The 19,903-nt window shown below is 53.4% G+C and carries 19 protein-coding genes and 5 pseudogenes; 17 read left to right on the top strand and 7 right to left on the bottom strand.

Features of this window, described 5'->3' with window-relative positions; genetic code table 11:
* Positions 1-249: 249 nt before the first annotated feature.
* On the top strand, positions 250-675 hold the full coding sequence (locus ACTBDZ_RS03480) for an organic hydroperoxide resistance protein (protein WP_438814279.1): 426 nt from the start codon (positions 250-252) through the stop codon (positions 673-675).
* Between the two features lie 88 nt (positions 676-763).
* Here the strand turns inward: ACTBDZ_RS03480 and ACTBDZ_RS03485 are convergent, their stop codons facing one another.
* Positions 764-1,060: a hypothetical protein gene (locus ACTBDZ_RS03485; RefSeq protein WP_438814258.1), complete on the bottom strand. Its 297-nt coding sequence runs from the start codon at positions 1,058-1,060 to the stop codon at positions 764-766.
* A gap of 207 nt (positions 1,061-1,267) precedes the next feature.
* Between ACTBDZ_RS03485 and ACTBDZ_RS03490 the strand changes: the two genes are divergently transcribed.
* A complete protein-coding gene (locus ACTBDZ_RS03490; RefSeq protein WP_438814259.1) occupies positions 1,268-3,280 on the top strand; it encodes an oxidoreductase in 2,013 nt (670 codons plus the stop codon).
* 19 nt (positions 3,281-3,299) lie between these two features.
* Here ACTBDZ_RS03490 and rlmG read toward each other — a convergent pair whose 3' ends face one another.
* A complete protein-coding gene (gene rlmG, locus ACTBDZ_RS03495) occupies positions 3,300-4,439 on the bottom strand; it encodes a 23S rRNA (guanine(1835)-N(2))-methyltransferase RlmG (protein WP_438814260.1) in 1,140 nt (379 codons plus the stop codon).
* 208 nt (positions 4,440-4,647) lie between these two features.
* Between rlmG and ACTBDZ_RS03500 the strand changes: the two genes are divergently transcribed.
* The 3 genes from ACTBDZ_RS03500 to sstT all read left to right on the top strand — a co-directional run bounded on the left by ACTBDZ_RS03500 (position 4,648) and on the right by sstT (position 8,418).
* Positions 4,648-5,679 carry a Gfo/Idh/MocA family protein gene (locus tag ACTBDZ_RS03500; RefSeq protein ID WP_438814261.1) on the top strand — a complete coding sequence of 344 codons (1,032 nt, stop codon included), beginning with the start codon at positions 4,648-4,650 and terminating at the stop codon, positions 5,677-5,679.
* A 317-nt stretch (positions 5,680-5,996) separates the two neighbouring features.
* Positions 5,997-6,950, top strand: coding sequence for a TerC family protein (locus ACTBDZ_RS03505; protein ID WP_438814262.1), 954 nt, complete (start codon positions 5,997-5,999; stop codon positions 6,948-6,950).
* Between the two features lie 220 nt (positions 6,951-7,170).
* Positions 7,171-8,418 carry a serine/threonine transporter SstT gene (sstT, locus tag ACTBDZ_RS03510; protein ID WP_438814263.1) on the top strand — a complete coding sequence of 416 codons (1,248 nt, stop codon included), beginning with the start codon at positions 7,171-7,173 and terminating at the stop codon, positions 8,416-8,418.
* Positions 8,419-8,478: 60 nt separating this feature from the next.
* On the opposite strand, the pseudogene ACTBDZ_RS03515 reads toward sstT, so the two are convergent.
* Positions 8,479-9,011, bottom strand: a pseudogene (locus tag ACTBDZ_RS03515) (YgjV family protein).
* Between the two features lie 91 nt (positions 9,012-9,102).
* Positions 9,103-9,729, bottom strand: a pseudogene (locus ACTBDZ_RS03520) (altronate dehydratase); the annotation flags it as partial.
* On the opposite strand from ACTBDZ_RS03520, the pseudogene ACTBDZ_RS03525 reads away from it, so the two are divergent.
* From ACTBDZ_RS03525 to ACTBDZ_RS03570, 10 genes and pseudogenes are all read left to right on the top strand, one after another.
* Positions 9,719-10,570, top strand: a pseudogene (locus ACTBDZ_RS03525) (MFS transporter); the annotation flags it as partial. The pseudogenes ACTBDZ_RS03520 and ACTBDZ_RS03525 sit on opposite strands and share 11 nt — an antisense overlap.
* Positions 10,571-10,819: 249 nt before the next feature.
* Positions 10,820-11,596 carry a transcriptional regulator ExuR gene (exuR, locus tag ACTBDZ_RS03530; RefSeq protein WP_438814264.1) on the top strand — a complete coding sequence of 259 codons (777 nt, stop codon included), beginning with the start codon at positions 10,820-10,822 and terminating at the stop codon, positions 11,594-11,596.
* Between the two features lie 414 nt (positions 11,597-12,010).
* A complete protein-coding gene (locus tag ACTBDZ_RS03535) occupies positions 12,011-12,685 on the top strand; it encodes a DedA family protein (protein ID WP_438814265.1) in 675 nt (224 codons plus the stop codon).
* Between the two features lie 40 nt (positions 12,686-12,725).
* A complete protein-coding gene (gene mzrA, locus ACTBDZ_RS03540) occupies positions 12,726-13,067 on the top strand; it encodes an EnvZ/OmpR regulon moderator MzrA (protein ID WP_438814280.1) in 342 nt (113 codons plus the stop codon).
* A 7-nt stretch (positions 13,068-13,074) separates the two neighbouring features.
* Entirely contained in the window at positions 13,075-13,494 is a 420-nt protein-coding gene (locus tag ACTBDZ_RS03545; RefSeq protein ID WP_438814266.1) for a DUF1090 domain-containing protein, read from the top strand.
* 184 nt (positions 13,495-13,678) lie between these two features.
* On the top strand, positions 13,679-13,984 hold the full coding sequence (locus ACTBDZ_RS03550) for a DUF883 family protein (protein ID WP_222159365.1): 306 nt from the start codon (positions 13,679-13,681) through the stop codon (positions 13,982-13,984).
* Positions 13,985-14,008: 24 nt separating this feature from the next.
* Positions 14,009-14,404: a phage holin family protein gene (locus tag ACTBDZ_RS03555; protein ID WP_438814267.1), complete on the top strand. Its 396-nt coding sequence runs from the start codon at positions 14,009-14,011 to the stop codon at positions 14,402-14,404.
* On the top strand, positions 14,401-14,685 hold the full coding sequence (locus tag ACTBDZ_RS03560) for a YqjK-like family protein (RefSeq protein ID WP_438814268.1): 285 nt from the start codon (positions 14,401-14,403) through the stop codon (positions 14,683-14,685). The genes ACTBDZ_RS03555 and ACTBDZ_RS03560 overlap by 4 nt, the downstream gene beginning before the upstream one ends.
* A 188-nt stretch (positions 14,686-14,873) precedes the next feature.
* Positions 14,874-15,268: pseudogene (locus ACTBDZ_RS03565) on the top strand (DoxX family protein).
* 92 nt (positions 15,269-15,360) lie between these two features.
* Positions 15,361-16,356, top strand: a complete 996-nt coding sequence (locus ACTBDZ_RS03570) for a glutathione S-transferase family protein (protein ID WP_438814269.1) — start codon at positions 15,361-15,363, stop codon at positions 16,354-16,356.
* A 28-nt stretch (positions 16,357-16,384) separates the two neighbouring features.
* On the opposite strand, the pseudogene ACTBDZ_RS03575 reads toward ACTBDZ_RS03570, so the two are convergent.
* Positions 16,385-17,277: pseudogene (locus tag ACTBDZ_RS03575) on the bottom strand (LysR family transcriptional regulator).
* Between the two features lie 108 nt (positions 17,278-17,385).
* Between ACTBDZ_RS03575 and ACTBDZ_RS03580 the strand changes: the two are divergent.
* Together ACTBDZ_RS03580 and zur are read left to right on the top strand one after the other, a co-directional pair.
* The gene (locus ACTBDZ_RS03580) at positions 17,386-18,087 is read left to right on the top strand and encodes a pirin family protein (RefSeq protein WP_438814270.1); all 702 of its coding nucleotides are present in this window, start codon (positions 17,386-17,388) and stop codon (positions 18,085-18,087) included.
* A 97-nt stretch (positions 18,088-18,184) separates the two neighbouring features.
* Positions 18,185-18,706, top strand: coding sequence for a zinc uptake transcriptional repressor Zur (gene zur, locus ACTBDZ_RS03585; protein WP_438814271.1), 522 nt, complete (start codon positions 18,185-18,187; stop codon positions 18,704-18,706).
* Between the two features lie 66 nt (positions 18,707-18,772).
* On the opposite strand, the gene lexA is transcribed toward zur, so the two are convergent.
* Together lexA and ACTBDZ_RS03595 are read right to left on the bottom strand one after the other, a co-directional pair.
* The gene (gene lexA, locus ACTBDZ_RS03590; RefSeq protein ID WP_438814272.1) at positions 18,773-19,384 is read right to left on the bottom strand and encodes a transcriptional repressor LexA; all 612 of its coding nucleotides are present in this window, start codon (positions 19,382-19,384) and stop codon (positions 18,773-18,775) included.
* 120 nt (positions 19,385-19,504) lie between these two features.
* Positions 19,505-19,873, bottom strand: a complete 369-nt coding sequence (locus ACTBDZ_RS03595) for a diacylglycerol kinase (RefSeq protein ID WP_438814273.1) — start codon at positions 19,871-19,873, stop codon at positions 19,505-19,507.
* Positions 19,874-19,903: the final 30 nt, after the last annotated feature.

Consider the following 19,903-nt stretch of genomic DNA (forward strand, 5'->3'; position numbering starts at 1 on the left):
AGGTTACGGATGGTAACGTGGGGAGTACTCATGCTGATTGGTCTGCAAAAAGCAGTAATAAATTCAGAACTTCAGAATACCGTCAAGTCCCGAAAAAAGAAAAATCAGGTGCGGAATGACGGTTAGAATACCTGCGTGCCAGACTGATCGAGAATCTTTGATGGCCGCTTATCTCGATGTTTCATTTCGACCATTTAAATAGCGAACGATTTAATATCGTGATAAAAAATAGCCTGTAGGAGTTACACCATATCCATTGAAAAAGTACTGTATGTCGCTCACGCAAAAGCCACTGGCGGACATGATGGCCGCGCCGAATCCTCCGATCAGCAACTGAGCGTCAAATTGACGACGCCACGCGAACTGGGCGGTGCCGGTGGCGAAGGGACTAACCCGGAACAGCTGTTTGCCGCAGGTTACTCTGCCTGTTTCCTTGGTGCGCTGAAGTTTGTCGCCAGCAAAGAAAAAATTGCACTGCCAGCGGCAACCACCATTGAGGGGAGTGTCGGCATCGGAGCCGCACCAACCGGATTTGCAATTGAAGTGGAATTGAAAATTGATCTGCCGGGGTTGGCGCGTGAAACCGCGCAAGCACTGGTGGAAAAAGCCCATATCGTGTGCCCGTATTCTAACGCCACACGCGGCAATATCGACGTAACCCTGACGCTACTGTAAGCCACACAGCGTCATGCAAACGGCAGTCTTCTGCCGCTTGCTCAGCGAGCACCAACACCAGTGGAAAAAACAGGACAAATCAAACCGATCAGGGAAGTGAACGACTAAAGGCGGAGGCATCCTTCGCCAAGGCGTCAATATAGGCGCCAATCATTTTAATGCGCTGCACCAGGGGATTTCGTTCCGGCGACGCATCCATAGAGTTTAGCTGAATCACTAACTTTTCGATCTGCGCGCACAGCTCCGCTTCCCGCTGTTGGGCCTGCGTGAGCTGCTGCTGCCAGCTTTCACGATCCTGACGCCAGCCTTGCTGCTGCAACCTGACACAACGTTCCAAATCGGTAAGCGCACTTTCCAGCGCCGGTTCCCACTCATCCACCCACATAGCGATTCCTTGGCACTCTGATCCCGCGAATTATAATGATTGTTGGCACGGACAACAAACCTTCTGGCATACCGCCCCGATTATCGAGTATCGCCACAGGGAATGACACAAATCACATTAAATAAACATTTATTTCACATACTATCCAACACTCGCTACAGTAAACTCATCAGACCAGTTTCTTGCGCGGTTTCTGTGGAGAGCATCATGCACGCCTACCCCAAGCTTTTTTCGCCCCTCAATTTGGGCTTCACCACATTAAAAAACCGCGTCATCATGGGTTCAATGCACACCGGTTTGGAAGAACATCCACAGGGCACTGAACGGTTGGCGGCATTTTACCGAGAACGCGTGCAGGGCGGTGTAGCTCTGATTGTTACCGGCGGTATTGCGCCCAACGCCAAAGGTGCCATGGTCGCTGGCGGAGCGACGCTTGAACATGAAGAGCAGCTACCTCACCATATCCCAATAACCGCTGCGGTGCATGAAGCGGGAGGGAAAATTGCGCTGCAAATTCTGCATGCCGGGCGCTACAGTTATCAACCCGATCCCGTTGCACCTTCCGCCCTTCAGGCACCGATCAGCCCCTTCCTTCCCCACACCATGACTCATGAGGAGATTTTACACACCATCGCTGATTTTGCGCGCTGTGCGGCGCTGGCCCAGCAGGCAGGCTATGACGGTGTGGAAATCATGGGCTCTGAAGGGTATCTGATTAATCAGTTTCTGGTCGAACGCACCAACCAGCGGCATGATGACTGGGGTGGTAACGAACAGAACCGCCGCCGCTTCGCGTTGGAGATTGTGCGTGCAGTGCGCCGTGCAACCGGGCCACACTTTATTATCATCTACCGCCTGTCCATGCTCGATCTGGTGGAGTCCGGCTCCTCATGGCAAGAGATAGAAACCCTGGCTCAAGAGATGGAAGCCGCTGGTGTCACGTTGCTTAACACCGGTATTGGCTGGCACGAAGCACGCATCCCGACTATCGCAACACTGGTGCCGCGTGCGGCCTTTGGCTGGGTGACCCAGCGTTTGATGGGCAAGGTAAACATACCGCTTATCACCACCAACCGCATCAACGATCCGGCTCAGGCAGAACAGATGCTGGCACAGGGCTGCGCTGATATGGTTTCCATGGCGCGCCCCTTTCTGGCGGATTCGCACTTGCTTGAGAAAGCAGAAACGGGCCGAAGCGATGAGATCAATACCTGTATCGGCTGCAATCATGCCTGTCTCGATCGGATTTTTGTCGGCAAGGTGACGTCATGTTTAGTCAACCCGCGCTCCTGCCACGAAACAACGCTCCCGGTAATCGCTACAGACACACCGCAACGAATTGCCGTCATCGGCGCTGGCCCGGCAGAGCTCGCTTTTGCCATTAACGCAGCACAGCGCGGCCATGCAGTGACGTTGTTCGAAGCGGACAGTAACATCGGCGGTCAGTTTAATCTGGCCCGGCAAATCCCCGGCAAACAGGAATTCACGGAGACGCTGCGCTATTACCGCCGTATGTTGGTGCTCACTCACGTATTGGTCCGCCTCAACACCAGAGCCACAATAGACGACCTTAAAACCTTTGATACCGTTATCCTGGCGTGTGGCATCACGCCACGCACGCCGGAGATTCCCGGCATTGATCACCCAAGCGTAGTGAGCTACTTACAGGTGCTGCGCGATAAGGTTCCCGTTGGCAAACGGGTGGCGATTATCGGTGCAGGCGGCATCCGTGTTGATGTTGCCCATTATCTGAGCGCGCCACCGCAAGCCGATTTCTATGCCGAATGGGGTATCGATCGTACTCTTGATAAACGGGGCGGCGTATTACCGCTCGCCGCCGGAGCACCCACTGGCGCAGTGCATCAGCATGAAATCGTGCTGCTGCAACGCAAGGCAGGAAAACTGGGTGAGCATCTTGGCAAAACCACCGGATGGATACACCGGGCGCAACTACTGCGCCACGGCGTGAGCTTTATGGACGGCGTGCAATATCAGCACATTGACGATGCCGGGCTGCATATTATTCATGAGGGCCAGGAGAGATGCATCGCCGTCGATACCATCATCGTCTGTGCAGGACAGGATTCACGGCGCGAGCTCTATGCGCCATTGCAGGCCAGCGGGTGCGCCGTGCATCTGATTGGCGGTGCGGATGTCGCCGCCGAACTGGATGCCCGGCGGGCCATCGATCAGGCCACTCGGCTGGCGCTAACGCTGTAGCCGATGACTCAAGCCCCGTTCAGCGAGACGATGCCAGTTTCACCGCGCGCAGCACCACAAACTTGTTGTTGCCCGCCAGCTGTTCGCAGTTGCCAAACAGGTGTTTCAGCTTCGGGTTGTAGTTGAGGTGGCGATTGCCTACGATACGCAGCTCACCACCATGCGCTAAACAGCGGCGCGCATCGCTGAACATGTTCCAGGCCAGATGGTCGGTGATGGTCTGCTGCTGGTGGAACGGTGGATTACACAGCACGGCTTGCAGCGAATCAAGGGCAATGTTGGCCAGCGAATTATTCACCACAAAACTGGCACGCGGCAGATCTTGCGGACAGTTAATTTCCACGTTCATGCGGCTGGAAGCCAGCGCCATATGAGATTCATCAATAAAGCTGACCAGCGCTAACGGGTTTTGCGCCAGCGCCACCAGCCCGACAATCCCGTTACCGCAGCCTAAATCCACCATCTTGCCTTCAATATCACGCGGCAGGTGCTGCATAAAAAAGCGCGTACCGATGTCCAGGCTACCGCGTGAGAACACGTTGGCATGGTTGTGGATGCGGTAACCATACCCCTCCAGTTCCCACTCAACGGTTGGTGAATACTTACCTACATTGATTTGTGCCACATCGCAGTGAATCAGGCGTGCCTTTTTCCACGCCAGTGAAGTCCGCGTCGGACCAATAATTTTTTCAAACAGCTGCAACGTGGAAGTATGAATATCGCGCGCCTTCGCGCCGGCAATAATTCGCGTATGCGGGGCGACTACCGAGCGTAGCATACGAAGCTGATGCTCCAGCATCGCCAGGGTTTTTGGCACCTTGATAACCACCAGCGATGGCGCATCAGGTAACGCCGTCAGGCTGTCTTGCAACACGACGGATTCCGGCGCAAAGCCGTTGAGCGACAGGTTATGCCGCGTCGCCAGTTGGCTCAGGTAGCTGTCGCTGACGCAGAGCGGCTCATACGCCTGTAATCCACAGGCCAGTGCACCGAATGTGTCGTTCAGAATCACAACGGGCCCAGGCGCAAGCTCCATGACAGCAATCTCGTTAAGCAAAAACGCGTCTGCCGCTTCCCAGGCTTGTAAGGTGGAATTCTCAGACGTTTTCGGATAACACACCAACGTGAGCGTTCGCGTTTCCAGTTCCAATTGGCTCATCGGCCTCTCCCGCGTCATAAAGGTTGCGCAGTGTACCCCGTAACGTCGGGGAGCAGTAAATGCTTTTCGTCAGTCAGGGCGAATCCGGGCGCGTGACGTCCTGTTGCCGTGGTTTTCCCCTACGCAGAACCGCGACGCGACGATTGCCTTGCGCCCACATCATGTTACTCTGTTTTTCTTACGCTCTCGCCAGGAACATCGATCCGTCATGATTCGTTTCGCTATTGTAGGAACCAGTCAGATCACGCGCCAGTTTGTTGATGCTGCACATGAAACCGGTAAGATGAAATTGATCGCCATCTACTCCCGTTCGCAGGAAAAAGCGCAGCAATTTCAAACAGACTATCTGGTTGAACACTGCTTCACCTCTCTGGAGGCGCTCGCCCAGTCCGACCTGATTGATGCGGTTTACATCGCGAGTCCAAATAGCCTGTATGCGGAACAATCCATCCTGTTTCTTGAACATGGCAAACATGTGGTCTGCGAAAAACCCTTGGCATCGAACCATGCCCAGGCGCAGAGAATGATCGCGTGCGCGCAAGCCAATCAGGTCGTGTTGTTTAAAGCTTTCAAAACCGCGAGCTTGCCCAATTACGCCGTGGTGACGCAGGGCCTGGCGCGCATTGGTCGGTTGCGTAAAGTGTTTCTGAATTACTGTCAATATTCTTCCCGTTACCAACCCTATCTGGCAGGAGAGAATCCCAACACCTTCAATCCGGCGTTTTCCAACGGCTCCATCATGGATATTGGCTACTACTGCCTGGCATTCGCTGTCAGTCTGTGGGGAGTTCCTCACAACGTTCAGGCCAGTGCGGCCTTGTTGGAAAGCGGCGTGGACGGACACGGCAGCGTCGTACTGAATTACCGGGATTTTGACGTGATTATCGCGCATTCTAAGGTGGGCAACAGCGCCATCCCCAGTGAAATCCAGGGGGAAGATGGTTCGCTGGTCATCGACAGACTGTCGGAATGCCAGCAAGTGAGCCTGGTGCCGCGCAACGGTCAACGAATCGATTTGTCCCAACCGCAGCACATCAACAGCATGCTGTATGAAGTGGAAACCTTTGCCTCACTGGTCGCCCAGAATGACGTCAATCACGCCTTTCTGGCACGCTCACTCACCGTCGCGCGCTTACAAACAGAAATTCGCTGCCAGACTGGCGTGGTATTCCCCGCCGACAGCAACGTACTTTCTGAGGATCAATTAACGGAGCAGGTGAAAAGCGCTCACAAAATTTGACCTGGATCGACTTTTCACCTATCTTTGCTGATGCAAAGGGGAGTAACTTTTCCGCCGATTAATCGTCATTACGAAGTCATGTGTCAAGCTTGCTATAAAGTGAGTAGAGATATGCTTCCGGTTATCGGGCAATACCAATGAGCATTCCGCATTGGCGTTGTAAGTGAGACCTTGCCGGAAGGCGAGGGACATTTGCAACGCGAGTGACCAAACGACCTGTGTCTTCCGATACATGTCGTTTTTTTTTACCTGGCCTGCTACCGCGCCAGATAAAAATGAGGCCTGACGGTGTTAATTTTTGTTGCAAGGAACCAGTTATGAACTCCATCGGTACGCCGTGGTTGTGGGGCAGCTTCGCTGTCATCGTTATCGCCATGCTGGCGGTAGACCTGCTCTATCAAGGGCGCAAGGGTGCCACCACCATGACATTTCGCCAGGCTGCTGCCTGGTCATTGATTTGGGTTACGCTGTCGCTCGCCTTCAATGCCGGATTCTGGTGGTATCTGAAAGGCACGCTCGGCGTAGAAGTCGCCAACACGCAAGCCCTCGCCTTCCTCACCAGCTATCTGATCGAAAAAGCGCTCGCCGTCGATAACGTCTTCGTCTGGCTGATGCTGTTCAGCTATTTCGGCGTGCCCGCCCACTATCAGCGCCGCGTACTGGTTTATGGCGTGCTGGGTGCCATCATCCTGCGAACGCTGATGGTGTTTGGTGGCAGTTGGCTGGTTACGCAGTTCCAGTGGTTGCTCTACGTATTTGGCGCGTTCCTACTGTTCACGGGCCTGAAAATGGCGTTCTCCAAAGACGATGGCGGCGATCTCGGCGACAAGCCGTTAGTGCGCTGGCTTCGCGGCCATCTGCGGATGACGGATACCATCGAAAACGAACGCTTCTTCTTGCGGCGCAACGGTATTCTGTATGCCACACCGCTGTTTTTAGTCTTGATTCTGGTTGAGATCAGCGATGTTATCTTTGCCGTTGACAGTATCCCGGCCATTTTTGCGGTTACCACCGACCCGTTCATTGTGCTGACCTCCAACCTGTTCGCCATTCTGGGCCTGCGCGCCATGTATTTTCTGCTGGCTGGCGTGGCGGAGAAGTTCTCACTGCTCAAGTATGGTCTGGCCGTCATTCTGATATTTATCGGCACCAAGATGATGCTGATCGACCTGTTCCATATTCCTATCGCTATCTCTCTGGGCGTGGTAGCCAGCATTCTGGCCATTACGCTGCTGATTAACCTGTGGATGAATCAGCGCGCCGCTCGCTAAACCGCTTATCGCCTCCGTAAATGAGGCGATTTCTGAACGACTTACTGCACAAAATCGTGTGCCATTGCTTTTTTTAATGACGTTTTTCCTTATACTGCTTCCCGCAAACATCGCGTTGCCGAGCATTAAAAAACCCAATGCCATTTTAGAGGTTTTCTTCTCTGCAATGCCCCAACACACACTCACTCTTGCGTTACGGAACGGGAACACCGTCTATTTTATGAAAAATACTCAATCTGCTTTTTTGCGTTATTTACTGCAAGGCAGTCTGGTGCAACAAATTGTTATCGGGCTGGTTTTGGGCATCCTGCTTGCCATGCTCTCTCCAGCGAGCGCCCTTGCCGTCGGCTTGCTCGGTACATTGTTCGTCGGGGGGCTAAAAGCAGTCGCCCCGGTGTTGGTGTTGCTGTTGGTGATGGCGTCGATTGCCAACCACCAACAGGGACAAAAAACCAATATCCGCCCGATCCTGGTGCTGTATGCCATCGGCACTTTTTCCGCTGCACTGGTTGCTGTCGTACTCTGTTTCATGTTCCCCACGACGCTCGCCTTAAATGCACAAGCCACCGATGTTGTGCCGCCTGCAGGCATTGTAGCAGTGCTGAAAGGTTTGCTGATGAGCGTGGTGGCCAACCCGATTCACGCACTGATTAACGCCAATTACATCGGGATTTTGGTGTGGGCCGTTGGTTTCGGTATCGCTTTTCGCCATGCGTCACCCAGCACGAAAACCTTTATCAATGATGCTGCACATGCCGTTTCCCTTCTGGTCCGCACGGTAATTCGCTTTGCACCATTGGGGATTTTCGGTTTGGTGGCCTCGACGCTGGCCGAAACCGGTTTTGGTGCACTGTGGGGGTATGCGCACCTGTTAACCGTGCTGGTCGGTGGCATGCTAATCGTGGTGTTTGCCGTCAACCCGCTGATCGTGTTCTGGAAAATTCGCCGTAACCCGTATCCACTGGTGCTGACCTGCCTGCGTGAAAGCGGTATTACCGCCTTTTTCACCCGCAGTTCTGCCGCCAACATCCCGGTGAATATGGAGCTGTGCCGTAAGCTGAATCTGGATGAAGACACCTATTCCGTCGCCATCCCGCTGGGTGCGACTATCAATATGGCAGGTGTGGCGGTAACCATCACCGTACTGACGCTGGCCGCTGCACATACGCTGGGTATTCATGTTGATATGCCTACCGCGCTGCTGCTCAGCGTGGTCGCCGCCATTTGTGCCTGTGGTGCATCAGGCGTGGCAGGGGGATCGCTGCTGTTAATCCCACTGGCGTGCAGCATGTTTGGTATCGCCAACGACGTCGCCATGCAGGTGGTTGCCGTCGGCTTTATCATCGGTGTGGTACAAGATTCGGTGGAAACCGCCGTTAACTCTTCAACGGATGTCCTGTTCACCGCTTCAGTATGTCAATCGGAAGATGCCAAGCTGGCAGAGAAAGAGCGGCTGAACCTGCTGTAATACACTCGCGTTTCCCTCATCGTCTGTCTGAAGGTGAGGGAAAACGGAGCAATATCGACATTAACGAGATTGCGTTTCAGCCCGGAACGGGTCCAGTCCACGCTTCTGCATGCGCCAAAAACGGATGATATTGTAGCCATTCAGAATCAAAAATGTGCCTTCAATCAGCGAACCGCCGATTGAACCAAGCCATACGTTATGTATTACCCAGCACAGTGTGGCGCACCAAATGACGCAGCGTGTCGTCAACCCACTGGTGCGGAACAGCGCCCATGTGCTGATCAGCGTACCAATGATCGGCAGCAGCTCAACCGCATGCTTAAGACCCGAAAGCCCGAGCACCAGCGTCAGGATAATAAAGGCAAACATCACGACAAGATTGTGGGTGCGCGTAGCAATCACCGTGCGCCCGGCATTCAGCAGTGCACTGGCGCCAGCGGCATTTGCCCCCATCAAAAAGAAATGGATACCGATGATGGCGCTGTAGAGGGAAAGTTGTAGTTTGAATTTGCGATCGTCACGGTGAAAAATACGGTAATCCCCACCAGGAAGGCAATCGCCCCCACTGCCTGAGCAAACCAATAGCTCGTCATGATCTGTGCCTTGGGAAAAGGAGTGGTGAAAATAAATAAAACTGCGTCAATAAATGGAACGCCGTTTCATTTTAATTAAAAGCGGGAGGTTTTACAACGTTACGCCACTTTTAAATATCGCCAGTTCGCGGAAATCATTGATCTCGTTTTTCGCCAGCTTTTTGCCATCAGCAATTTGCACGATCATGTCCACAAACTGGGTCAGCAGATCGTCCATTTCCACCCCATGAATCAGGCGGCCGGCGTCAAAGTCGATCCAGTGCGGTTTTTTCTGTGCCAACTCGCTGTTGGTTGCCAGTTTCACCGTAGGTACAAAACCGCCGTAAGGCGTTCCGCGACCGGTACTGAACAATACCATATGGCAGCCCGCGCCCGCCAGCGCGCTGGTAGCCACCGCATCATTACCCGGTGCGCTGAGCAGGTTCAACCCCGGCGTATGCAGGCGTTCGCCATACTTGAGCACGTCCACCACTTTGCTCTGCCCCGCTTTCTGGGTACAGCCCAGTGATTTCTCTTCCAGCGTAGTGATACCACCGGCCTTGTTACCCGGCAAGGGGTTCTCATAAATCGGCTGGTTGTGCTCGATAAAGTACTGTTTGAAGTCATTGACCATGTGGACCGTTTTTTCAAACGTCGCTTCATCGCGGCAGCGGCTCATCAGAATACGCTCTGCGCCAAACATTTCAGGCACTTCCGTCAGCACCGTGGTGCCGCCGTTGGTAGTTTGGGCCATCGTAATGCACAGTTGGGAAATGGCCTTTATCATCACCGGTGCCTTAAGCATGGTGTGGGCTCTGTGCTGGCTGGCATTTTACAAACACCCGAAAGACCAGAAAAAACTGACTGATGAAGAGCGCGATTACATTCTGAGCGGTCAGGAATCTCAGCATCAGGCTGATAACGGTAAGAAAATGTCCGCCTGGCAGATCGTGCGCAACCGTCAGTTCTGGGGCATCGCGTTACCGCGTTTCCTGGCTGAACCGGCATGGGGCACCATCAACGCCTGGATCCCGCTGTTCATGTTCAAGGTCTATGGCTTTAACCTGAAAGAAATTGCCATGTTCGCCTGGCTGCCGATGCTGTTTGCTGACCTGGGCTGAGTATTGGGTGGTTACATGCCCATGCTGTTCCAGAAATATTTCAAAGTGAACCTGATCGTTTCGCGCAAAATGGTGGTGACGCTGGGTGCGGTGTTGATGATTGGCCCTGGGGTTATCGGCCTGTTCACTAGCCCTTATGTTGCCATCGCGCTGCTGTGCGTAGGTGGATTTGCGCACCAGTCACTGTCCGGCGCGCTGATCACGCTCTCTTCTGATGTGTTTGGTCGTAACGAAGTGGCTACCGCCAACGGATTGACTGGCGGCGCTGGCTGGCTGGCGAGCACCCTGTTCGCTCTGGTGGTTGGCGCATTGGCAGACACCATTGGCTTCGGTCCGCTGTTCGCGGTGCTGGCAGCCTTTGATGTGCTGGGTGCCATCTTGATCTGGGTTATTCTGCAAAACCGCCCAGCGATAGAGGTAGAACAAGCCGCAGTGCTTGAGACGGCACAGCAGCATTAATCACTGCCTGTCTCACGGCTAGACCTGCTTTGACGCCCGATAACCGGGGTTATCGGGCGTTTTTATTGCGGGCTGATAATGCATAACTGTGACCTTGATGTTGGTCGGCTTCACGAATAAGTGGTATAATAAATCTTGACGTGATGGTTTTCTCAGCCTTTTTTCGCCCCTGTGGTGAGGTTGCGGCGCAGGAAAGTCGCAGGGAAAGGTTCCCCATTTACGGACCGTCATCTATTAAAGAGCAAAAATATGGCACTCACTGAGCACCGTCGACTATACCAACAGTTAGCCGCAGAACTTAAGCAGCGCATCGAAAGTGGCGTTTATCTTGTTGGTGAGAAGTTACCCGCCGAACGCTACATTTCAGAAGAGATGAACGTCAGCCGCACCGTCGTGCGCGAGGCGATCATCATGCTGGAAGTGGAAGGCTACGTCGAGGTGCGAAAAGGCTCAGGCATTCATGTCATTTCCAATCAGCAAAGCCATCGCGTGCCCAGCGGCGGGGATATCGAGTTTGTCACCGCCGGACCGTTTGAGCTGTTGCAGGCACGCCAGTTAATTGAAAGTAATATTGCCGAATTTGCGGCGACACAGGTGACGCGTCAAGACATTGTCCAGTTGATGGAGATCCAGGAATATGCGCGTCAGGAAGACCGTTTCCGTGATTCCGAGTGGGATCTGAAGTTTCACATTCAGGTGGCACTGGCGACACAGAACTCGGCCATGGCCACTATCGTGGAAAAAATGTGGAGCCAGCGTATCCACAACCCCTACTGGCTCAAGTTGCACGAACACATTGACGATCGCTCAATCGAAAGCTGGTGCGAAGAGCACGATCAAATCCTTAAGGCGCTGATTCGCAAAGATCCCTACGCCGCCAAGCTGGCGATGTGGCAGCATCTGGAAAACACCAAGCAAATGCTGTTTCGCGCCACCACCGATGACTTTGAATTCAACGTTGACCGCTATATGTTTGCCGAAAATCCCGTCGTGCATCTTGAGCCAATCACCGTGCACAAATCCTGACCACCCGAACAAAAAAACCTGCCGCCTCTGTCACTTAACAGGGGCCAAAACGTCTGAAAACACCTGTTTGTGTCAAAAAATGTAAAATCGGCCGCAAAAAAACCTTTTCTCTCAAATAGCAGCGATAAATCTCACATTTTCCTGCGATAATTCCCTATCTCAACCTTTAGGCTTTTGTTACAGTTAGAAGCTCTTTTTAACGCTTAATCCGGTATTTTCCGCGTTACTGCCGCCAAAACGCAACAATGCAGGCTCGTCGGGAAAAATGGATTAAGTGGATGAGATATGTGAACATCGGTATGTTCTACTCTAACAGCGCTCACCATGGCGAGCCGGTGTACATAATGACCCTTGCAGTCGGTGTATTTCATCGCCGATGGGCCACGTAGCATGCTGTTGTGTTAGGAATACCGAATGGAATTAATTAAAGAACTTGTTAATGCGCTTTGGCACCAAAATTTCGATATTCTCGCTGACCCCAAACTGGTTTGGACGCTCTATTTTATTCTGTTCATGATCCTGTTTTTGGAAAATGGTCTGTTACCCGCGGCCTTTCTGCCCGGAGACAGTCTGCTGGTATTGGTCGGCGTGCTGGTTGCCAAAGGCACGATGAATTATGCATTCACTATCGCATTGCTTACCACCGCCGCCAGCCTTGGCTGCTGGGTGAGCTATATTCAAGGGAAATGGCTGGGGAATACCCGGGTAGTACAAGGCTGGCTCTCTCATCTCCCCGCACACTATCACCAGCGTGCGCATCTGTTGTTCCATCGTCATGGATTGTCTGCGCTGCTGATTGGCCGATTTCTCGCCTTTGTTCGCACGCTGCTGCCTACCATTGCCGGGCTGTCAGGGCTGGACAATACCCGCTTTCAGTTTTTCAACTGGATGAGCGGACTGCTGTGGGTGTTGATTCTGGTTTCGCTCGGGTTCGCGATAGGCAAGACGCCGGTTTTCATGAAGTATGAAGACGAGTTGATGTTTTGCCTGATGATGTTGCCACTGGTGTTATTGTTCGTCGGTCTATTCGGTTCACTGTTAGTGTTGTGGCGTAAGAAACGCGCCGACAATGTAGAAAAAGGGAACTAACGTGTTATTCGGTTGGCGTTATCTGAAAGCTATCTGGCGCATGATGATCCTGGTGATGCTGCCGATTATCCTGCTGACCCAGTCACCGAGCCGTCAACAGGATGAAACGCTGCTGCACATTTTTCCTCACCATCAGGGTGCGCCGCTCCCTGATGGTTTTTACGTTTACCAGCGTCTTAATGAGCGTGGTATCGCCATCAAAAGCATTACCCCTGCGCCGGACAGCCTGATCGTCAGACTGGCGTCATCGGAGCAAACCTTTGCCGCGCGTGAAACACTTCGGTCCTCGTTTCCGCAGGCAAAAATCATCACTCAGCAGCCGCCTAAACCCGTTCCTTTCTGGCGGCAAAAGCTGACGCAAAAGACCGCAACACTTGGGTGAGGATGATATGAAAAAAGTAGCCGTTTTACGTGGAGTTATTATCGCAAGTCTGGCATTCGCCGCCATCAATGCCTATGCCGCTGACGCAAAAGTGCCGCCAGCAGACACCTGTGCAGCCAAAGCCTATGATATCGAACAGCAGTTGGCGCAGGCTCGTCAGCACCGTAACGCAGGCCAGATTCAAGGCCTGGAAACGGCGCTGCGTAATGTGCAAACGTACTGTCAGGATGACGACCTGCGAGTCAAACGCCAGCAAAATCTGGCGGAGAAACAAGCCAAAGTCGCGGAGCGAAAAGCAGAATTACGTGAAAGCCAGCAATCCGGCGCCGATGCGGACAAGATTCAAAAACGTCAGGACAAACTCGCCGAAGCCCAGAAAGAGTTGCATGCAGCCCAGCAGGAGATCGCCGCTGCCGGTGGGCAATAACCCATCAGATTTCGCTTGTCTTGATCGCACCCAGCCCCTGTTCACCAACCCAGGTTGGGCGCATTCTATGGGATTACCCAGCGCTTACAGCAGCTTATCAGAATTATCTCGTCCCACTCCGCCATTCCAATCGTAAAAGTTGAGCTATAGTTAATACTCCTTATTTATCGAAAAGGAGTTAATCGTGGCTAAAGATCAACAATCTGAACTGTTGCGCAACGAGTTGAAATCACTGGCGGATACCCTGGAAGAAGTCTTGAACTCCTCAAGCGATAAATCCAAAGCGGAATTGGAAAAATTACGCAGCAAAGCGGAAAGCGCATTGAAGGACACACGCTCACGATTGAGTGAAACCGGCGAACGTATCGTGAACCAGACCAAAGAAGCAGCGGATTACGCGGATGACTATGTTCGGCAGAACCCGTGGACCGGCGTGGGTATCGGTGCTGCGGTAGGGGTTGTGCTGGGCGTTCTGCTCGCACGCCGCTGATTGACGGGAGTTCATTAACCTTTTATGACCGAAAAACAACGACAGGGCCCCGCTAGCGGGGCTATTGCTTCAGCGCAGCGTATCCTGACGCTGCTTGTCGGCATTGTGGAAACGCGCCTGCGTCTGGTTGTCATTGAGTTAGAAGAAGAAAAGAATCATCTGTTCCAACTGCTGCTGCTCACCGGGCTCACTCTTATTTTCGCTGCATTCGGCCTGATGAGCCTGATTGCACTGATTATTTTGGGTCTGGAGCCAGAATACCGGTTGTTAGCATTGGCCTGGATCACTGCCACGCTGCTCGGCCTGGCACTAATTATCGGCCTGTGGACACTCATGAAAGCACGTCGTGCCACGCTGCTCAAAGCTACGCGTAAAGAGCTTCGCACTGACAGAGCGCTGCTGGAAGAGGAGGAAAAATGAATCGTCAGCAGCGTCAGGAAGAAAAAGCCCGACTGTTACGCCAAATAGAACAGCAGCGTATTGATGTGATTTATGAAAGACGAGCGTGGCTGGAAAAAACAGCGCCCTACGATGGTTACTGGCTGCGCATCATGGCCTGGCGTCGCTACTGGCTTCTCGCTTCCGGCGCTGCCGCGCTGTATGGCGTACGCCACCCAAACCGGCTGATTCACTGGGCCAGACGCGGCATTGGCTTGCTGGGAACACTCAAGCTGCTGCGCAAAACGCTGTCGCCCCGCTAAACATCTCAGACCGCACGCACATATTCAGATTTTCTGAAAAAAACAGACAATTTAACTCGCTGGAATCCAAACCGTTTCCCCCATAGTATTTGCTCCATACCGGATGTGCAGATGATATCCCCAGAGATATCCTGCTGTAGCGCGGCATACAGACTTGTTGCCAGCCCCCTTTTCCTTGGAGACAAATGATGAAAAATTTAGAAAATACAGCGCTGCTTATCGCTCGCATCTTTATGCCAATCCTGTTCATCGTGGCAGGTTACGGCAAACTGGGTGATGCCTATGCGGGCACCGCGCAATACATGCAGGCCATGGGTGTTCCGACGTTTCTGCTGCCGCTAACCATTCTGCTGGAGCTGGGCGGTGGCCTGGCGGTGCTATTTGGTCTTCTGACTCGCACCGTAGCCCTTTTCACCGCTGGATTCACGCTGCTGACCGCCCTACTGTTTCACACTAACTTTGCCGAAGGTGTAAACCAGTTGATGTTCCTGAAAAACCTGACCATCGCAGGCGGCTATCTGCTGCTGGCAGTAACGGGCCCGGGCGCTTTCACATCGACCGTATTTTGAATAAAAAGTGGTAACACCGTAGTTTGATGCCAACACCAGGCATAACCTCTCGCACCAGCGGCGCAGTACTCTGCGCCCTGGTTTTTACATTGATGATGGAGGACCCATGGGACAACTAATCGATGGCGTATGGCACGATACCTGGTATGACACCAGCAAGACAGGCGGTCACTTCAAACGTACCACTGCACAGTTTCGCCACTGGATAACCCAAGATGGCACACCGGGCGTCACGGGCGAAGGTGGCTTCGAGGCCCAAACCAACCGTTATCACCTCTATGTTTCGCTCGCCTGCCCCTGGGCGCACCGCACCTTGATCATGCGTCAGCTTAAAGGGTTACAGGAACACATCGGTGTATCTGTGGTGCATCCGTTGATGTTGGATCATGGCTGGACTTTCGGCATCGATTTTCCTGACACCACCGGTGACTCGCTCTATCAGCACGAATTTCTCTATCAGCTCTACCTGCATGCCAATGTCGATTACAGCGGACGCGTTACCGTTCCGGTACTGTGGGACAAAGCGCGCCACACCATCGTCAGTAATGAATCCGCCGATATTATCCGCATGTTTAATTCGGCGTTTGATGGCTTGGGGGCAACGCCCGGCGATTACTATCCGGAGGCGCTTCGCACGCAGATTGATGCGTTAAACGAATGGATTTACCCCGCCATCAATAACGGCGTATACAAAGCGGGATTTGCGACCTCACAAAGCGCCTATGATGAGGCGGTCAATGGCGTATTTGAGGCATTGGACACGCTGGAGGTCCGTCTGGCGCAGCAGCGTTACCTGACAGGCAACGCAGTGACCGAAGCGGATATTCGTCTGTGGACCACGTTACTGCGTTTCGATCCGGTTTATCATACCCATTTCAAGTGTGACAAACGTCGGCTGGCCGACTACCCGAATCTGTTCAGTTTCCTGCGCGATATTTACCAAATCCCCGGCATTGCAGATACCGTGAACATCCCGCATATCCGCCATCACTACTACCGCAGCCACGGTACAATCAATCCGCACGGCATTATTTCCATCGGGCCAGAAAACGACCTGAGTGCGCCGCACGGGCGCGACAGGTTTAATCAGCGGACGGATTAATCAGCAAAAGATAGTCGCGAGCATCACATCACGCCTGGTTCAGCGCTTTGGGCAATTCGCGCAAGAACCAGGATTTTGCCTCGCCCATGCTGTCACGACGCCAGGCCATGATAATCTGGCTCTCCATGGAATATTCCGGGCTGACAACCCTCAATCGCCCTTCAGCAATATCCCTGGCAACCATCGGCATGGTGGCAACGCCCAATCCCGCCAACAGCGCGCGGCGTTTAGCATCAATAGAACTTACCGTTAAACGCTGCTGCTTATCCAACAGTTGCACGGTCAATACCGGGCGTTCACGCGCGGTATCCGCCACGGCAATCCCGCGATATTTAATGCGCGTCACATCCGACAGCGGCTCAGGCTCCTGATGAATAGGGTGATCCGGGCTGGCGACGTAAACGTTGTTCATGGTGTATAGCTTGCGCGTATTCACTTCGGAAGAGGCGCGAAAGTGCATATCAGGGGCAATCACGATATCGGCCCGCCCCTGCTCTAAACGCTCCCAGGCACCGGCCAGCACCTCGGTCAGCAATGACACCTGGGTATTGGCCTTCAGCGCCAGCTTATCCAGCAGGGGAAACAGTTTCTCAGTAGGGATCAGCGCTTCAACGACGATAGTGATACGGGTTTCCCAGCCACGCGCCAGCGCTTCCGCATCGGTGGTCAGTTTATCGGCGGCTTCAAGCAGGATTCTTCCCCGTTCGAGCAACATACGCCCCCCACGTTGGTAAATTTTGTGCGATGCCCTGAGCGATCAAAAAGCACGACGTCGAGTTCTTCTTCCAGCTTCTGCATGGTATAGCTCAGCGCCGACGGCACGCGCCCCAGCTCATCAGCCGCCGCCGCAAAGCTGCCACGGCGATCGATGGCGTCCATCACTCGCAGCGCTTCCAGCGTTAATGCCCGTTCTTTTGCCATTTATTCACTCATTCAGGAATTTTGAATATACCCACCAGATTAACTAGCTAACAATCCAACGTCCACACAATTACTATTTGTTTAGTGTAATTTTTGAGGTGCAGAACCATGATCATATGCAGAACAGCGGAACAGTGCGGTCAAGCTGACTACGGCTGGCTGCAAGCGCGCTACACCTTCTCCTTCGGCCATTATTTCGATCCTGAGCTGTTAGGCTTTGACTCACTGCGCGTATTGAATCAGGAAGTCCTCAAGCCAGGCTCGGCATTTCAGCCACGCACCTACCCGCAGGTCGATATTTTAAATATTCTGCTGCAAGGTGAAGCGGAATATCGCGACAGCAACGGGGGCCATATCCGCGCAAAGGCGGGCGACGTTCTGTTATTGGCCGCACAGCCTGCGGTAAGCTACAGCGAGCACAGCATCAGCGATACAACGCCGCTGACACGTTTGCAACTGTGGTTCAATGCCTGCCCGTCACGGGAAAACAGCGCACTGCAACGGCTTGCACTGTGCGATGCAAAGGTTAAACTGCTCGCCTCACCGGAAGGTGAAAACGGCAGCTTGCAACTTCGCCAGCAGGTTTGGGTACACCATCTGCAATTGGACGAAGGTGAACAACACACGTTTACGCTCAACGGCAACCGCGCCTATTTTCAGGTGATTCACGGTGCGATGGAAGCCATGACGCCGCAAGAGAACGCAACGATGTTACAGTGTGGAGACGGCGCCTTCATTCAGCAGGAAAAACAGCTGACTATCCGCGCCAAAGCCCCGCTGCGCGCGCTGCTTATCGATCTGGTGGCCTGAGGTGCATTCGACCTACTGATGGATTATCACAGCGCGATCCGCACCTTACATGGTAAGATGAACAACATGTTCATCATCATGCGGTAGGATCAGGCCAATGGATTCAAGCGACCAAGACAAACTCCTTGCCCAGGCGGAAAGTATTTGCCAAAAGCGCAACGTGCGCCTTACGCCACAGAGACTCGAAGTGCTTCGGCTGATGGCTCAGCAACACGGCGCGATCAGTGCTTACGATCTTTTGGATCTGCTGCGCGCCTCAGAACCGCAAGCCAAACCCCCTACCGTATATCGCGCACTGGATTTTCTGCTGGAGCAAGGGTTTATCCATCGTGTGGAATCGACCAACAGCTATGTCATGTGTCACCACATTGAAGAGCATAGCCATACTTCAGCGCTGTTTATTTGCGATCGCTGCGGGCAAGTTACGGAGCGTCAGACGGAAGGCATTGAAGCCATTCTTCAGCAATTGGCACAAAGCGCCAATTTCACGCTGCGTCACAGCGTGGTCGAGGCACACGGCCTGTGCGAAGCCTGTCAGGAAGTGGCTGATTGCCGTGAACATGGGCACTGTCACCACGACCATACTGTGCCCATCAAGAATGCAAAACCCGGTCGTTGAGCTGAGAGGGAATCACGTCACCGACAATGCTTTCCCTGAAAGAAACGCCCTGTCGGCTAACAGCGTTTAGCTCCACTCACCGTTGCGGATAACACCGACGGCCAGCCCTTCAATACTGAAGCTCTGCTCACGCAAATCAACCACGATGGGAGACAAGGCCTCATTTTCCGCCAGAAGTTGTACGGTATTACCTTGACGCTTCAAGCGCTTAACCGTCACTTCATCTTCAATGCGCGCCACCACCACCTGGCCATTACGCACCTCTTGCGTTTTATGCACGGCAAGCAAGTCACCGTCCAGTATCCCGATGTCTTTCATCGACATACCGCTGACGCGCAGCAGAAAGTCTGCATGCGGTTTGAACATGGCCGGATCGACCTGATAGTGGCACTCGATGTGCTCTTGTGCCAGCAGCGGTTCACCCGCAGCAACACGCCCAATCAGCGGCAGGCCAGCATTTTCATCTTCCATCAGCAGACGGATACCGCGTGATGCGCCGGAGACAATTTCAATCACGTCTTTACGCGCCAGCGCCTTCAGATGCTCCTCCGCCGCGTTCGGTGAACGGAAACCCAGTTGCTGGGCAATCTCGGCACGCGTTGGCGGCATGCCGGACTGCGCAATATGATCGCGAATCAGATCATAGACCTGCTGCTGTCTGGTTGTTAATGCTTTCATCCCGCCCCCTGGTTGTTTATACAGTTTACCTGTGAGTATATACAGGTCATCGCGGCTTGGGAATGACAGAGAGGCAAATACCCGTGTTTTTATGAGCTTTGCCCCAAAATCATGCTGAAATCACCCCAGCACGAGCGGCCAGAGAATGCTCACCCAGACAACGGCAGCAAAGACCAAAGCTACAAACACGGCCGCCGATCCGATATCCTTGGCGCGCCCGGAGAGTTCATGGTGCTCCGTCCCCACGCGATCGACAACCGCCTCAATCGCGCTGTTGACTAACTCCATCAGCACTACCACCACCACCACACCAATCAGCAATAGCCGCTCTAACAGTGACACGGGGAGCCAACACGCGACCAGCACCGCTACGACCAGCAGCATCAGTTCTTGCCGAAATGCGGCTTCGTGCTGCCATGCCTGTTTCAGCCCTTTGAGAGAGTACCCGGTTGCTTTGATAATCCGAGTTACCCCGGTAGCCTTATTCATGTTTTTTCACCCGTTTATCAGAGATTTTTT

The organism is Symbiopectobacterium sp., from assembly GCF_051710365.1.
Classification (GTDB): domain Bacteria; phylum Pseudomonadota; class Gammaproteobacteria; order Enterobacterales; family Enterobacteriaceae; genus Symbiopectobacterium.

Excerpts from the sequence above, each read along its gene's own strand:
- ACTBDZ_RS03485 (WP_438814258.1), bottom strand. The coding sequence starts at position 1,060 with ATGTGGGTGGATGAGTGGGAACCGGCGCTGGAAAGTGCGCTTACCGAT.
- ACTBDZ_RS03490 (WP_438814259.1), top strand. The coding sequence starts at position 1,268 with ATGCACGCCTACCCCAAGCTTTTTTCGCCCCTCAATTTGGGCTTCACC.
- rlmG (WP_438814260.1), bottom strand. The coding sequence starts at position 4,439 with ATGAGCCAATTGGAACTGGAAACGCGAACGCTCACGTTGGTGTGTTAT.
- ACTBDZ_RS03500 (WP_438814261.1), top strand. The coding sequence starts at position 4,648 with ATGATTCGTTTCGCTATTGTAGGAACCAGTCAGATCACGCGCCAGTTT.
- ACTBDZ_RS03505 (WP_438814262.1), top strand. The coding sequence starts at position 5,997 with ATGAACTCCATCGGTACGCCGTGGTTGTGGGGCAGCTTCGCTGTCATC.
- sstT (WP_438814263.1), top strand. The coding sequence starts at position 7,171 with ATGAAAAATACTCAATCTGCTTTTTTGCGTTATTTACTGCAAGGCAGT.
- exuR (WP_438814264.1), top strand. The coding sequence starts at position 10,820 with ATGGCACTCACTGAGCACCGTCGACTATACCAACAGTTAGCCGCAGAA.
- ACTBDZ_RS03535 (WP_438814265.1), top strand. The coding sequence starts at position 12,011 with ATGGAATTAATTAAAGAACTTGTTAATGCGCTTTGGCACCAAAATTTC.
- mzrA (WP_438814280.1), top strand. The coding sequence starts at position 12,726 with ATGATGATCCTGGTGATGCTGCCGATTATCCTGCTGACCCAGTCACCG.
- ACTBDZ_RS03545 (WP_438814266.1), top strand. The coding sequence starts at position 13,075 with ATGAAAAAAGTAGCCGTTTTACGTGGAGTTATTATCGCAAGTCTGGCA.
- ACTBDZ_RS03555 (WP_438814267.1), top strand. The coding sequence starts at position 14,009 with ATGACCGAAAAACAACGACAGGGCCCCGCTAGCGGGGCTATTGCTTCA.
- ACTBDZ_RS03560 (WP_438814268.1), top strand. The coding sequence starts at position 14,401 with ATGAATCGTCAGCAGCGTCAGGAAGAAAAAGCCCGACTGTTACGCCAA.
- ACTBDZ_RS03570 (WP_438814269.1), top strand. The coding sequence starts at position 15,361 with ATGGGACAACTAATCGATGGCGTATGGCACGATACCTGGTATGACACC.
- ACTBDZ_RS03580 (WP_438814270.1), top strand. The coding sequence starts at position 17,386 with ATGATCATATGCAGAACAGCGGAACAGTGCGGTCAAGCTGACTACGGC.
- zur (WP_438814271.1), top strand. The coding sequence starts at position 18,185 with ATGGATTCAAGCGACCAAGACAAACTCCTTGCCCAGGCGGAAAGTATT.
- lexA (WP_438814272.1), bottom strand. The coding sequence starts at position 19,384 with ATGAAAGCATTAACAACCAGACAGCAGCAGGTCTATGATCTGATTCGC.
- ACTBDZ_RS03595 (WP_438814273.1), bottom strand. The coding sequence starts at position 19,873 with ATGAATAAGGCTACCGGGGTAACTCGGATTATCAAAGCAACCGGGTAC.